This window comes from Flavobacterium sp. (genome assembly GCF_013823965.1).
Taxonomy (GTDB): domain Bacteria; phylum Bacteroidota; class Bacteroidia; order Flavobacteriales; family Flavobacteriaceae; genus Flavobacterium.
In genome coordinates this window covers 1-14848 of record NZ_PNNA01000102.1, presented here as the reverse complement: position 1 = coordinate 14848, position 14848 = coordinate 1, and the positions used below count along the sequence as shown (strand labels likewise).

Below are 14848 nucleotides of genomic sequence, written 5' to 3'. Positions count from 1 at the left end.
CTAAATGATTCCAGATATATTGACTCTATATTTTTTAGGATTGACCACTTTGTTGTTGTCCTATTTTTTGGGTTTAGTCCTTTTTCGTTTTCGAAAGGCTAACCTTTTTTTAAGCTTGTTATTAGGGTATTTGCTGCTTATTGCCAGTTATGCAGTAGTGAAAGGAGGCGGAAATAGTATTGGTGTTTTTGTGCTAATTTGGGTTTTTGGCTATTTGATTTATATACGCAAGGAAGAAAATCAAAATCAAATATCCTGTATTGCATATTTAAAAAATATAGGTATAATAAGCTCGCTATGGACGATGATTTTTGTGTTGAAGGCAAGTTGGTTTTGGAATTTTGAGTACAATGCTCCCAATTTGTTGTTTGTCGACAATGGGTTTTACATGAAAATTGCCGAAGGGTATCATTTAAGTGGTAATGAAAATGCAATAGGTTTGAAAAATGCTTTGTTTCCTTATTTAAATTTTGCCCAACCGTATCGGACCAATGATTTTTGGCTAGTTTCCTTGGGCCTGGATTTGACAAAAATCGATACTATCTATATTTGGGAACTGTTTTATAGTACCATCATTATTTTTATATGCTCTTTAAGTCTGTTTGAGTTGTTGAGACAAAAATTCAAGTTGTTGGGTTCGCTGGTTTTGTCGGTTTTACTGTTATTTGCTTTTTCAGGGCAATGGTATCGTGATTTGAGTGATTTAATTTATCCCAATCATTCAGGTGGATATGACCCAGTTGGGATTTTGGCCTATACCAAATTGGCTATCATTTTTTCAATTTACTTTCAATTTTTTTTAAAATTTGAGAAAGGGAAGAAAGAGGAAGCCATCTATTTGCTACTACTGATTCCTTTTTTGGTTCAATCCACCATAGCTCTGTTTTTAGTAGTTTTCTCTATAATTTTATTTTGCCTTTTTCAAGAAAAAAATGAGTTTAAGAAGAGTTTAAACAATTATAAAACCCTTATTGGCTTTTTTATAATACTGACCATCGCTTTTGTTTTTTTTTATTATTTTAATCAACAAAAAGAACAATTATACATAGGGAATTCCAATTTGGCAGTTTCGAATACTATTAGTGTAATTGATTTTATCATCCAAATTTTAAAAAAAACAACTTTGCTGTTTATAGCCTATTATTGGCTCAGTTTTTTGTTGGTTTCGGTTTTATTATGGAATACAAAATCATTGCCTACAGCATTGCGTAAATCGTTGTTTGTGTTTTTAGTATTGTGCTATTTTAGTTCCATTTTGGTTTATGTGAAGTTTAATAAGATTGGAGATGCTTATCAATTTGCCACGAATGTTTTTGGTCCTTTTGTATTGTCGTTGATGCTCTATTTATTTATGCAAACCTCCGTAAATATACTTTTGGGCAAGATAAAATTATCACTGTTGATAATTATTTCCGTTTTGGGTGCCCAAGAATTGATTGGTGGGAATAATTTTTTTCATTCCACGACAAGAATAAAGTATTATGATAAGGGATTTATTAAAGAGGCGAAAAATCAGTTGTCAAAATTAGAGTATCCTTTTGGGCTGGTCTATTATGGTGCCGATTTACAAAACCATAGCAAAGAGGATTACCCACAACATGATGCTGCATTCCTCAAATTATTTGGAAGAAATTATACGGTTTTCAATATTGAAGCCGATTCATTAAAAATGGAATTATTGGATCAATCTAATCAAAAAAGGAATGTGTTTATCCAAGGGAATGCCCTTAATATTTGGCTTCATAATTCGAATCGATTGTCAAAAACCAATAAGAAGCTTACAAGGAGAGATTTTTATGATGCTTATCCATTTAGTTTTTGCATTTCTAAAAAAAGCAAAGACAGTTTGCCTGATTTTATTCAATCGGATGTAGTTATCACTATAAAAGATAGAAATTCTAAAATTTATTTTTATATTTTGGACAGAAAAAAACAGATTAAATAAGATATAACTTAACAATATTTTGAAATTATTTCGATTTACTAATACTTGAACACAAACAAAAAAATGAAGCCTTTACAGAAGCAATGGGTGAAGAACTATCGGTTGGTTGAGTTTGTTTTTGAATAAGCCAAAATAAAAGCCAAAAAATTTATTCAAAAAAATATAATCTAAAATGGGACATTATAATGAATGTAAGATTTGTAGTGGAGTAGTTGAATTAATAAATAAAAAATACAATTTGGGTAAATGTTCCAATTGTAAATTTATTTTCTGTTTGACGATTTTCCAACAAGAAGAATTCATAAAAGTCTATGATGAATTATATAATACGGAGAGTAGTCAATACCAAAGACATTCTAAAGACGAGTTCGATAAGATTATAAATAATGAAACCATTAAAGTTGGTTGGAATAGATCCCGTTTAATTAAAAAAAACATATTAAATTCAAAATGTAAGTCGGTTTTGGAAATTGGAAGCGGCATAGGATTAGTAGGGGCATACATTCGTTCAAAAGACAGTTTAATTGAATATACGGGTATTGAACTAGACAAAGAGGCGTTTGAAAAATCGCAACTTTTAAAATTAAACACGATACTCGGTGATTTCAAAGAAATGGAAAAAATGGAGTCTCTTTTTGACGTAATTATGATGTGGGAAGTTGTTGAGCATCTTCAGGATCTGGGTTCATTTCTTGAATTTGCTTATAAAAAATTGAATGTGAATGGTAAAATTATACTTTCGACTCCCAATTATGATAAAATATATAATTACCCAAAAAGAGAGAAAGATCAAATATTTCAAGATCAACCACCAATACATTTAAATTTTTTTACATCGGAAAGCATAAAAAATATTTTTGAATTCCATCAATTTAAAGATTGTAGAGTAAAAGTTAAAAAAATGCCGTATCTTCAAATTAATTCTTTAACATTTTACATCAATGTTTTGAAAGCGGTTTTTAATAGTTATTGGGGGACAACTCTTTACTTTGAAGCAACTAAAAAGGGATAGGGTAAAAGATGAAAACAATAATAATCGCCCATAATTACAGTGAGTCTTCCTTTGCTGCGATGAGTTATAATTTGGCCCATCATTTGGCAGACTTAGGCAATAGAGTTGTGTTTATATCCCATCGGCCCTATTTTTTGGAAAAGCAAATTATAAAAAAGGGGAAAGGAGAAATTGTAGTTTGTTCTTGGCCAACTAAAAAAAGACCCACCTCCTTAAAAGATTTTTTGTGGTTTACGAAAATATATTTGAAATACAAACCAGCAGTTGTTATTGGTCACTTCGTGGGGAGCAATATAACAATTAGCATCTCCAAAATTTTGTCTTTTGGAAAAGTAAAAACAATAGAATATTACCATACTTTGAGAACTCAAATTTTGGAAGATTTAAAGGAACTCACCCTGAAACAAAGGTTTTTTTTTATCAGGAAACAAATCTTTTACAAGTTGTTTTGCGATTCGGTAATTTGCCCATCTGAATTGGCAAAAAATGATTTAAAATTGTTTTATGGTTTCAAAAAAGGAGTGGTGTTGTTAAATCCGATGGAAGACAGGTTTTATGCTAAAACGGCCCCTCCCATAAATTCTATTACAATATCTTATTTGGGTAGATTAGATCCTTCAAAAGGAGTGTTAGAACTTATCTTTGCTTTTGGAGCGTATAAAAAGAAATGTAAAGACTCTAAAATAATTCTAAATATAGCCGGAACGGGCAGTCAGCAAAGTAAAATTGAGAAATTGGCAGATAACAATGCTGCCTTGCACTATTGGGGTGGATTGCCGTATGATAAAATTGATGGGTATTTAAACGAAAGTCATTTTGTAATCATCCCATCTAAGTTTGATAATTTACCTACAGTTGGTTTGGAAGCTATGATGAATCAAACTCCTTTGTTGATTTCTAATACAACTGGATTATCGGATTATTTGACTGAGGGGAAAGAATGTTTTAAATTTGATTCCAATAGAGATGCCATGATGGCATTGTTTGATAAAGTAGAACGTAATTTTAATCTTCAGGAACAAATGGGTATTAATGCTAGATCCACTTTTATTGCCACGTTTACCATGAAAAACTATTGTGATAGTTTTTCAAAAATAATAGATTAAGAAGAACTAAGTTACTTTTCTATGAAGTTGAATAAAACGAAATACCTATTGGGGCTTCTCTTATTTGTTCTTGCATTATTGGCAATAATAAATTACAGGACCCCTTTTTTCAGGCAAGACAGTGGAAATTGGTCTATAGGCTACGGGGCCTCTTTTAACTATCCGGATAAGATAGAAATTGATTCGAAGGCTATTTATTCCATCGAAACCCTGAAAGCACAAAACGACAGTACGGTTTTTCTGGCAGATCCTTTTTTCGTGAAAGAAAAGGATACTTTTTATCTTTTTTTTGAACATAAAAAAACCAAATCCAATGCTGATATTGGTTTGTTGACTTCAGTTGACGGCAAAAACTATCAGTATCGAGGAACTGTTTTAGCACAAAAATTTCATTTGTCCTATCCCCAGGTTTTTAAATACAAAAACGATTTTTATATGGTGCCGGAATCCAAGCGAGCCAATGCGGTTTTGCTATATAAAGCGCATCGATTCCCTTATGATTGGAAGATTTGTGACACTTTGGTTGCCAATGTCCAACTCGTGGATCCTTCCATTTATTTGTCGGATTCGCTAAATATCATGGTGGCTAGCGATTATGCCAAAAATATGTATGTATATGAAGCAGATTCTCTTTTTGGAAAATGGAAATTACACAAACAACCCATTGCCTTAATCGGTACAGAGTCTAGGGCTGGAGGACGGTTTTTGGCAGACAAAAAAGGATTGATTTTGCCGGTTCAAAATTTTACCAAAGGCTATGGCTATGGACTGTCGCTCTATCGTTTTTCATTTAAAGACGATTCTTATACTATTAAAAGGGAAAAACCATTATTTTTATCGGCCAACAAAAATATAAAAGAATTCAATGCGGGAATGCATCAATTGGACATGCAGCGGTTGGACGCGAATCACTATTATTATGTCTATGACGGGAATCGATTGAACAGCGATTCAAAAAGCCTTAATGTTTGGGGGCCACTGAAATGGAATTACTTGGATTTTAAAAATTGGTTGCTGCAAAATGGAATGGCGTTATGAAATAGAGGCTGCTCAATGCATTGGGAATGGATTTCAAACAATCAAACTAGAATTGTATTTTAGAAAAAGAACTAAGTCGCAGGGGAAAAGATAGTGACATTTAAAAACAAATTACTACATAAGGCATATGTGCTAAATCTTAAATGTACTTATATGCCTTATATGGTAAAAAATGGGACATTGTTTTATTCTAATTCCTTAGGAACCTTATAATAATTAAATAGCTGTAAATGAAAAAAGAAGACATCACCTATTTCCAAATAATCATTTTCCACGCACTGCTGGGATTTTTGGTGTATTTATTTCCTTTTGTGGCCAAAATATATGGCTATGTTATTTTCATTGGTGGCTTCTTTTATGTTATTAAGACTCAAAACAAGCATAATGAAGCTTTGGTTGCTGCGGCTTATGTGGTGGGAAGTGAAGTTTTCCTGAGGATGACGGGAGGCAATCCCCTTTATGAAATTTCGAAATACGGGGTGATGGTTTTTATTTTTATGGGGATGTACTATAGTGGATTTTCCAAAAGTGCCACTCCCTATTGGGTTTTTCTGCTGCTCTTGGTGCCCGGTGTGGTATTGACCACCTTTGTGCTCAATTTTGACACCAACTTGAAAAATGCCATCGCCTTTAATATTTCGGGACCGGTCTGTTTGGGCGTGGCCTCTATCTATACTTACAGAAGAAAAATTCCGTTATATGAGATGAATACCGTTATTCTCGCGATGGGACTGCCAATTGTGGCTTGTATGATGTACCTGACTTTTTACACTCCTAATATTCGGGACGTGATTACTTCTACCCAATCCAATTTTGAAACTTCTGGAGGATTTGGCCCCAATCAGGTGGCGACTGTTTTTGGGCTGGGGATGTTTATCTTTTTCTCCAGAACCATTCTGGAGTCTAAAACCAAATTTATGTTGGGACTCAACCTGCTGATTGCTATTAATATGAGCTATCGGGGGATGGTCACCTTCTCTCGGGGAGGGATGATTACGGGGTTTCTGATGATTCTGTTATTGCTGTTCTTTCTCTATGCCAAATCGAATTATGTGGGCAGGGTCAAGCTCAACTATGTCATGGTGTTTATCGCTCTGGCTATGGTCGCCACCTGGACCTATACTTCTTTTCAGACGGGTGGACTCATCGATAAGCGGTATGCTAACCAGGATGCCGCAGGCAGGAAAAAGGAATCCTCTTTTACGGGAAGGGAAGATGTGGCACAAAATGAAATCAATACTTTTTTGAATAATCCAATATTTGGAGTGGGTGTAGGTAAAGGGGCAGAGGTCCGTTTTGAAGAAACCGGAGACGGAACTTTATCCCATGACGAAATTACGCGTATGATGGCCGAGCACGGCACCTTGGGTATTGTGGGGTTGCTTATCCTGTTTTTTACCCCTTTAATTTTGTATTTGGAAAACAAATTCAACATGTTCCTCCTGTGTTTTTTGGCGTTCTGGTTTTTTACCATCAATCATGCCGCAATGCGAACCGCCGCACCGGCCTTTGTGTATTCCTTGTCGTTGCTTAATGTTTATTTTGAGAAGAGGGAGTAGTTGGTCAGTGTTCAGTGTTCAGTGTTCAGTAGTCAGTGTTCAGTGTTCAGTATTCAGTGTTCAGTATTTAGGATTAATAATTATATTTGTATAGCTAAAGCAGGATTTATTTAATAACCTGTATAGTTATTTTAGGACGCGTCATAGTGTATGGATAGTGTATAGATAGTGTATGGATAGAGTATGGATAGTGTATGGATTACAAGTACATTTTGCCAGAAAAAAACCGCCAATCCAGCGAGGTTCTCCAACTTATTTTTAGTGATTTTCAAATACTTTCGCTACTGCATATTGCCACTGACCACTGCTAACTTCTTCTCTTCGCTTTAATCATCATTTCCAACTGATCCCAAAGTTCTTCCGGAATAGCTTCCAGAATATTGAATTCGCCCGCACCCTTCAGCCATTCGCCCCCGTCAATGACGATGACTTCCCCATTGAGGTAAGCCGAAAAATCAGAGACTAAATAAGCCGCCAGATTGGCCAATTCTTGATGGTTTCCCACTCTTCCCAAAGGAACTTTTTTGGCCATGTTGAATTTTTCTGCCAAGTCGCCGGGCAGCAATCGATCCCAAGCGCCTTTAGTGGGGAAGGGTCCCGGAGCTATCGCATTGGTGCGAATGCCGTATTTGGCCCATTCTACCGCCAGGCTTCGGGTCATGGCCAAAACACCTGCTTTTGCGGCAGCACTCGGCACCACATAAGCCGAACCCGTGAAGGCATAAGTAGTCACGATATTCAAGACGGTCGAAGTCGTTTGTTTGGTTGCAATCCAATGTTTCCCAAAAGCCAGGGTGCAGTTCTTGGAACCCTTCAACACGATGTCTATCACGGTGTCAAAAGCATTGGCCGACAGCCTTTCGGTGGGTGCAATGAAGTTGCCCGCGGCATTGTTCAGTAGTACATCCACTTTTCCGTAGATTTTCAAGACTTCCTGCAGCATCGCTTCCACTTGGTCGTAATGACGCACGTCGCATTGTACAGCCAGACAAGTTCCGCCCGTTTCGGTTTCCAGTTCTTTGGCCGTGTTTTGCAGTTTTTCCAAATCACGCGAACTGATGGCCACTTGCGCACCCAGCTCCATAAAATAGCGGGTCATTGCTTTGCCTAGTCCGCTTCCACCACCCGTTACCACAATTACTTTGCCTTTTAGGGCGTCATCACGAAGCATTTTTGCCGAGAAATCCATAGTCTTGTTTTTTTAGTGATGTAAATATAAGGAAAAAAGAATTGGTAGGCACGCATAGTAAAAACGAAAGTGTTTTTTATATGCATGGAAACGGGCCAAGAAGTAAATAGTAATTTGACTATTTATTTTTTTTCATTTCTTTTTTTTCATAAATGACAAAGTTAGTGGGTATTTCTATTTGCAAACATTGAATTATGTTAGACCGCACACAATCTCTTGGCCGCTTCTTCCAATGTGGCGTTGTCTTTGGCAAAGCAAAACCGAACCAGTTTCAAGTCTTTCCCATCGGCATAAAAGCTGGAAACGGGAATCGCTGCCACACCGTGATCGGTAATCAAACGTTTGCAAAAAGTCAGGTCATCTTCATCGGAAATGGAAGCATAGGAAGCGACCTGGAAATAGGTTCCTTCGCTAGGCAGTAATTGGAAACGGCTGTTTTGGAGCAATTGCCTGAAATAGTCCCTTTTTTCTTGATAGAATACGCCCAATTCTTTCAATGAAACCAAATCCAAGTACGCGCTGATGGCGACTTGGCAAATGCTGTTGACGCAGAAGACCAAGAACTGGTGTACTTTTTTGATTTCGGTCATCAAAGGTTCGGGAGCGACCAAATAGCCCACTTTCCAGCCCGTGATGTGAAATGATTTCCCAAAAGAGGAAACCACCACGCTGCGATGGTGCAGTTTTGGACGTGAATGTACGGATATGTGTTGCTGTTCAAAAGTGATGAATTCATAAACTTCATCCGATAAAACAAGCACTTCTGGATAATGCTCCAAAAGTTTTTCCAATGCCATAAAATCCGATTCAGTCCATATTTTCCCCGTTGGGTTGTGGGGATTGTTGATGATGATCATCTTGGTTTTGGAAGAAAAAGCAGTACCGATGCTTTCCCAATTTGGCGTGAAATCGTCATTCAAATTGACGCGAACGGGTTTGGCATTGCACAACAAAACAGGCGCTATATAGCTATCATAACTCGGGTCTAGAATGATCACTTCGTCATTGGCTTTGACCAGGGCTTGGATGGCGGTAAAAAGGGCTTGGGTTGCCCCGGCAGTGATGAGCAACTCCGTTTCGGGTTGAACGATTCTATGATAGGATTTTTCGACAAGCCGGGCGGTTTGCATCAGCAAAGGGGGATAACCCGACATCGGAAGGTATTGGTGAACGTTTTCTGTTGCGAGTCTGGCCATTATGCCGGACAGTCTTTGGTCTATGGAAAAGTTGGGAAAACCTTGTGAAAGATTGATGGCATTGTATTCGGTTGCCATTTTGGACATCACCGTAAAAATACTGGTGCCAATATTGGGAAGTTTGGACATGTTTAGTGTTTAGAGTCTTGAAAATATGAAAAAAATACGATGGTCTAATTTTCTTAGTTTGATTCTTGACATCATAAAGATTTATGGAATAAATTTTATGATTTGCAACGGTCAGGAGACCGTTTTTCACTTCCCCAAAGTCGGAGACTTTGAGGAGTGGGGAGCGGTAATCTATAATTTTAAAATGTTTCTGGTTGCCATTTTCTTTAAAAAGGATGTCCTTGTTTTGTTGGCTTGCACATTGTTTTTGAGTAAATCAGGCCTGTTTTTAAAACCTGCCAGGTTTAGGATTACTGTAACAATATCTCCAATAGGCTTATTGCCGCTTCGCTGATCTTGGTTCCAGGACCAAAAACGGCTAGGGCACCTGCATCAAACAAGAATTGGTAATCTTGGGCCGGAATCACGCCTCCCACGATGACCATAATGTCTTCTCGTCCGTATTTCTTGAGTTCGGCAATGACTTGTGGTACCAATGTTTTGTGTCCCGCCGCAAGGGACGATACGCCAAGGATGTGCACGTCATTTTCCACGGCTTGTTTGGCAGCTTCGGCTGGGGTTTGAAAGAGCGGTCCTATGTCCACGTCAAAACCCAAATCGGCATAACCAGTGGCCACTACTTTGGCTCCACGGTCGTGGCCGTCTTGTCCCATTTTGGCAATCATGATTCTAGGGCGACGGCCTTCTTTTTTGGCAAATTCGTCGGCCAGTTGTTTCGCTTTTTCGAAGCTTTTGTCGTCTTTTATTTCTTTGCTGTACACGCCACTAAAGGATTTAATTTGTGCCTTGTATCTTCCGAAAACACTTTCCAAAGCATTGCTGATTTCACCGAGAGTCGCTCTGTTTCTGGCAGCATCAACAGCCAATTCCAGCAGGTTTCCAGCTCCGGTTTGAGCACAAAGGGTTAGTTTTTGAAGCGAGTCTTCTACTTTTTCTGTATTTCGACTTGCCTTGATTTGCTTTAATTGTTCGATTTGTTGTTTGCGTACCATTTGGTTGTCGACATCAAGGATTTGCAAGGGGTCTTCTTTTTCCAATCGGTATTTGTTGACACCCACAATAATATCTTGGTTGCCGTCAATTCGGGCTTGTTTTCTGGCGGCGGCTTCTTCGATGCGCAATTTGGGGATTCCGGTTTCTATGGCTTTGGTCATTCCTCCGAGTTGTTCCACTTCTTCGATGAGTTTCCAGGCATTTTGCGCTATTTCATTGGTCAAACTTTCGACGTAAAAACTGCCTGCCCAGGGATCGACAGTTTTGGTAATCTTGGTTTCTTCCTGCAAATAAATTTGGGTGTTTCTGGCAATTCTGGCCGAAAAATCAGTGGGCAAGGCAATCGCTTCGTCCAAGGCATTCGTGTGCAAGGATTGGGTTCCTCCCAAAGCTGCCGCCAAACCTTCGATGGTTGTTCGCGCCACGTTGTTGAAGGGATCCTGCATGGTCAAACTCCAACCCGATGTTTGGCAATGGGTTCGCAATGCCAAGGATTTGTCGTCTTTTGGATTGAATTGTTGCACCAGTTTTGCCCATATCATTCTTCCCGCACGCATTTTGGCAATCTCCATAAAATGATTCATCCCGATGGCCCAAAAAAACGAAAGGCGAGGAGCGAAGTCGTCGATTTTCATTCCCGTTGCCAGTCCGGTTCTAATGTATTCCAAACCATCGGCCAATGTATAAGCCAACTCGATGTCGGCGGTGGCACCGGCTTCCTGCATGTGGTAACCCGAAATGGAAATGGAATTGAATTTCGGCATTTTCTTGCTGGTAAATTCAAAAATATCGGCAATGATTTTCATCGAAGGTGTTGGTGGATAGATATAGGTATTTCGTACCATAAACTCTTTCAGGATGTCGTTTTGAATGGTTCCGGAGAGTTGTTCGGGGGGTACGCCCTGTTCTTCGGCAGCAACGATGTAGAAAGCCATAATGGGTAAAACCGCACCGTTCATGGTCATGGAAACCGACATTTCTCCCAATGGAATTTGGTCAAACAACACCTTCATGTCTTCGACGGAATCTATGGCCACTCCCGCTTTTCCTACATCGCCCACCACGCGTTCGTGATCGGAATCGTAACCGCGGTGTGTGGGCAAATCGAAGGCTATGGAAAGCCCTTTTTGTCCTGCGGCAAGATTTCTTCGGTAAAAAGCATTGCTTTCTTCTGCGGTTGAAAATCCGGCGTATTGTCTTATTGTCCAAGGGCGACGCACGTACATCGTGGTATAGGGACCACGTAAATTGGGGGCAAAACCCGCTCCAAAATCAAGATGTTCGAGACTTTCGATGTCTTGTTCGGAATAGGTTGACTTTAGTTCGATGCCTTCTGCAGTAAGAAAAGAAGGTGACGGGTTGGCTTCGCCAGTTTCCAATTTTAAGTTGGAATCTTTAAGATTTATATGTTGGAGGTTTTTACGCATCACTTTTCAATAATTTTAAAAGTCCATTTGTTGTTCGAATTGTTGGCGTTGATTCCTTCCAGAAGTCCAGCTCCAATGGTCACGCCTGAACCAATGGTGAACAGTAAAAAAGCGGAGTCATTTCCTCTTGAAGCGGCAATCAATGAAGCTCCCACGGTTGCCAGTCCGGTGGCCAGTACCACTGTTTTGACTGTGGCCAAGGTTTTGGGTTGGTGTTTTATGCTTTTTAAACTGTCTATTTTTACGTATTCGTTGTTGATGGTAAAACCAAGACTATCCGTTATTTTTAGATTGCCAATTCGTTTTTTTTCATCCAAGGTTCTTATTTTTACACGATTATTTTCTTCAAAAAATTTTACTTCACCAGTTTTGATGTTGGTGATTTCAATTGCTTTTTGTTGTGAAAAGACAGTGAATGAAATCAAAAAAAACAAGGCATGAATTAGAATTTTCATTGTGTATGCGTTTAATTATTTTTCTGCTTTGAGTCTTTCTTGTTCCAGTTTTTCGGCCAATCGTTTTTCGATTATGGGCGTAATCAAGGTCTTTCTGGGTTTTATTTTTACGAAAGGAAACAATTCTAAATCGTCCTTCATCCGGTCATTTTTGTTGGGATATTTGTTGGTTCCCAGAAGTATTTCTTTTCCGGCATCGAATAATTCTTGTTCTTTGTCCGCGCTTTCCTGAATTTTTCTTTTGATGATTCCTTCGTTGAGTTGTTTAAGGAAACCGCCATTGGCTTCGATGTCTTTAAATAAAGTCAATGCTTTTTCGGCTAATTGATTGGTCAAGTTTTCAATGTAATAACTTCCGTCAGCCGGATTGTTGACTTTGTCAAAATAGCTTTCTTTTTTGAGAATGAGCAACTGGTTTCGGGCAATTCTGTCGCCAAATTCATTGTCTTTGTGGTACAAGGCATCGTAGGGCAAATTGGCAATGGCATCTGCTCCGCCCAAAATGGCGCTCATGCATTCGGTAGTGGTGCGCAACATGTTCACGTTGTAATCGTAGAGTGTTTTGTTGCGCTTTGTGGGCGTAACCAGCAAATGACACTCTAAATCGGGATGGTATTCTTTTGCAATTAAATGGAACAACAGTCGCAACGCCCTGAGTTTTGCTATTTCGAAAAAGTAATTTGTACCCACGGCCATTTCGAAAACCACCGGTTTGCCAAACGTCGTTATTTTGTTGAAATATTCGTTGGCTTGTGCCAGGCTGTAGGCTATTTGTTGTACCATATTGGCACCGGCATTTTGGTAAATGCTGCCGTCGATACTGAATAATGAAACATGTGACGTTTCCTTGGAAAGTAAATTTAAGGTCTCGAAGTTGTTTTTTTCCTGGGTTGTAAACCAGTTTCCGTCTTTGGCTAATTGGCCAATGGGATCCAGGTTGCAGTATATTTTGGTATTCTTTTCTTTTGCAATCGCATCTATTTTTTTAACGAAATCGATTGAAATAAAGGTCAATTTAAAGTAAATTTCCAGCTTTTCCAGCGGAAGTGATTGCAAGAGTTTTGTAATATCGGTATTTTCGTCTTCAATGGTAAAGCGGATGCTTTCGGCACCACGATTGATGCTGTCCGTAGCTCGAAGAATCGACTTTTCGAGATCATGCACAAAGATGTTTTGGCAAATCCTAAACTCGCTGGCTTTTGTGTTAATTTGGGCAACTCCTTTAAATTCATCTTTGTGGTAAAATGGTTTTACCTGGATGTCTTCAGGGGAATTCCAGACCAAGGTTTCGTTGTAATCTGCTCCTTTGAGTTCGAACTGGATTTGTTGTTTCCATTGTTTGGAAGAAATGGGAGCCCATCCCCAATCCTTTCCGGAGGGAAGGGAGTTGTGGTTTTGAGTTGTATCTTGACTTTTTTCTGGTTTCATAATTGTTTTCAGGTCTGTGTTTGAATACTGGTTTGACTACCTTTTCTTTTTTTTGGAAATTATTTTTTTTCAACGGTGTCGCCTTCGAACTCGATGATGTAAATGTCCTCGCTGTCTTTTTTCATATAGTATTTTTCTCGGGCGTATTTTTCTATTTGCGCCGGATTTCTGAGTTGTTTGATTTTTTCTTGGTCTTTCCTGATTTCTTCTTGATAGTAATTTTTGTTGTCTTCGAGTTCATCGATTTGGTTGTCTAAAATGCGATGGTCAAAATAGGAATAGTTATCCAAGAAAATCATCCAAGTGGAAAAAAACAACAAAACCCAAACGTATTTGTTGCTTAAAAATTTGAACCAAGGTTTGTCTTTGAATGCGTTTGTCATTTGTAATCTTGTGTTTTTTAGCCCCGATTAGGTCGCTTTGTTTCTCCTTTCATCAGAGTTCAGGGAACTTCGTTTGGAGTGAAAAACCTTTTGTGCCGATTTTCGGTACGAAAGATTGCAACGTATGGCGGGAAATAGCTCTTTAAAAAAATGCTGCAATAAAATTACAAAAAAATTATAGAATTCGTTGGTTTATTACGGCACGAACCACGTCGATGGCCACGGTGTTGTATTTGTCGTTGGGGATGATGATGTCGGCAAAGGCTTTTGTGGACTCGATAAATTGCTGGTGCATTGGTTTGAGCGTGGTTTGATAGCGGTTCAGCACTTCCTCCATGTCGCGTCCACGTTCTGCAATGTCACGCTTCAATCGTCTTATCAATCGTTCGTCCGAGTCGGCGTGAACAAATATTTTGATGTCGAACAGCTCACGAAGTTCAGGATTTGAAAGGATTAGAATGCCTTCTACAATCATTACTTTTCGAGGATGTGTCACGATGGTGTCGTCTGTTCGGTTGTGGATGGCGAACGAATATACGGGCTGGTTGATGGTGTTTCCAGCTTTCAATTCTTTGAGGTGTGCCACCAATAGCTCAAAATCGATGGCTCTTGGATGATCAAAGTTGGTTTTTGAACGCTCTTCATAACTGTCGTTCTTGGATTCTTTATAGTAGGAATCTTGGGCAATAATCCCTACTTCTGTATGGGGTAATTCATTCATTATTTGATGAACTACGGTAGTTTTTCCTGAACCTGTTCCGCCTGCAATTCCAATTATCAGCATAAAATAGTTATGTTATGTTATTATTGGAACAAAAATAGGGATTTTATTGCGCTTGGATTTTGTTTTTTGACGAAATGTTTCGGCACTTTAATATAATTTTGATGATAAACAGAGGAGAAAGTTTTCTGTCACGCCAGTTTTTTTTAATTCGAACAATTTTTTTTCTTAATTCAGAAATAGTTTTGCAGAAGCAAAAAATAGTTC

General features: G+C 38.6%; 12 protein-coding genes. 5 read left to right on the top strand and 7 right to left on the bottom strand.

All coding sequences use genetic code 11. The features are described from left to right. Window positions 1-4 precede the first annotated feature (4 nt). From C0430_RS12620 to C0430_RS12600, 5 genes are all read left to right on the top strand, one after another. Window positions 5-1945: a hypothetical protein gene (locus C0430_RS12620; RefSeq protein WP_290870785.1), complete on the top strand. Its 1941-nt coding sequence runs from the start codon at window positions 5-7 to the stop codon at window positions 1943-1945. A 172-nt stretch (window positions 1946-2117) separates the two neighbouring features. Continuing rightward, window positions 2118-2957, top strand: a complete 840-nt coding sequence (locus C0430_RS12615; RefSeq protein WP_290870784.1) for a class I SAM-dependent methyltransferase — start codon at window positions 2118-2120, stop codon at window positions 2955-2957. Between the two features lie 8 nt (window positions 2958-2965). Then, entirely contained in the window at window positions 2966-4063 is a 1098-nt protein-coding gene (locus C0430_RS12610) for a glycosyltransferase family 4 protein (protein ID WP_290870782.1), read from the top strand. Window positions 4064-4084: 21 nt separating this feature from the next. Beyond that, window positions 4085-5101: a hypothetical protein gene (locus C0430_RS12605; RefSeq protein WP_290870780.1), complete on the top strand. Its 1017-nt coding sequence runs from the start codon at window positions 4085-4087 to the stop codon at window positions 5099-5101. Window positions 5102-5331: 230 nt separating this feature from the next. Further along, window positions 5332-6660, top strand: coding sequence for an O-antigen ligase family protein (locus C0430_RS12600; RefSeq protein ID WP_290870778.1), 1329 nt, complete (start codon window positions 5332-5334; stop codon window positions 6658-6660). A 307-nt stretch (window positions 6661-6967) separates the two neighbouring features. On the opposite strand, the gene C0430_RS12595 is transcribed toward C0430_RS12600, so the two are convergent. The 7 genes from C0430_RS12595 to udk all read right to left on the bottom strand — a co-directional run bounded on the left by C0430_RS12595 (window position 6968) and on the right by udk (window position 14644). Further along, window positions 6968-7849: an SDR family oxidoreductase gene (locus tag C0430_RS12595; protein ID WP_290870776.1), complete on the bottom strand. Its 882-nt coding sequence runs from the start codon at window positions 7847-7849 to the stop codon at window positions 6968-6970. Between the two features lie 197 nt (window positions 7850-8046). Next, window positions 8047-9174, bottom strand: a complete 1128-nt coding sequence (locus C0430_RS12590) for a methionine aminotransferase (protein ID WP_290870774.1) — start codon at window positions 9172-9174, stop codon at window positions 8047-8049. Between the two features lie 290 nt (window positions 9175-9464). After that, the gene (gene scpA / locus C0430_RS12585; RefSeq protein ID WP_290870772.1) at window positions 9465-11594 is read right to left on the bottom strand and encodes a methylmalonyl-CoA mutase; all 2130 of its coding nucleotides are present in this window, start codon (window positions 11592-11594) and stop codon (window positions 9465-9467) included. Beyond that, window positions 11594-12049 (bottom strand): hypothetical protein, encoded by a 456-nt coding sequence (locus C0430_RS12580; protein ID WP_290870770.1) that lies wholly within the window; start codon window positions 12047-12049, stop codon window positions 11594-11596. The genes scpA and C0430_RS12580 overlap by 1 nt, the downstream gene beginning before the upstream one ends. A 15-nt stretch (window positions 12050-12064) precedes the next feature. Further along, a complete protein-coding gene (locus C0430_RS12575) occupies window positions 12065-13477 on the bottom strand; it encodes a methylmalonyl-CoA mutase subunit beta (protein ID WP_290870768.1) in 1413 nt (470 codons plus the stop codon). 59 nt (window positions 13478-13536) lie between these two features. After that, a complete protein-coding gene (locus C0430_RS12570) occupies window positions 13537-13860 on the bottom strand; it encodes a septum formation initiator family protein (protein WP_290870766.1) in 324 nt (107 codons plus the stop codon). Between the two features lie 175 nt (window positions 13861-14035). After that, window positions 14036-14644 carry a uridine kinase gene (gene udk / locus C0430_RS12565; RefSeq protein ID WP_290870764.1) on the bottom strand — a complete coding sequence of 203 codons (609 nt, stop codon included), beginning with the start codon at window positions 14642-14644 and terminating at the stop codon, window positions 14036-14038. Window positions 14645-14848 lie beyond the last annotated feature (204 nt).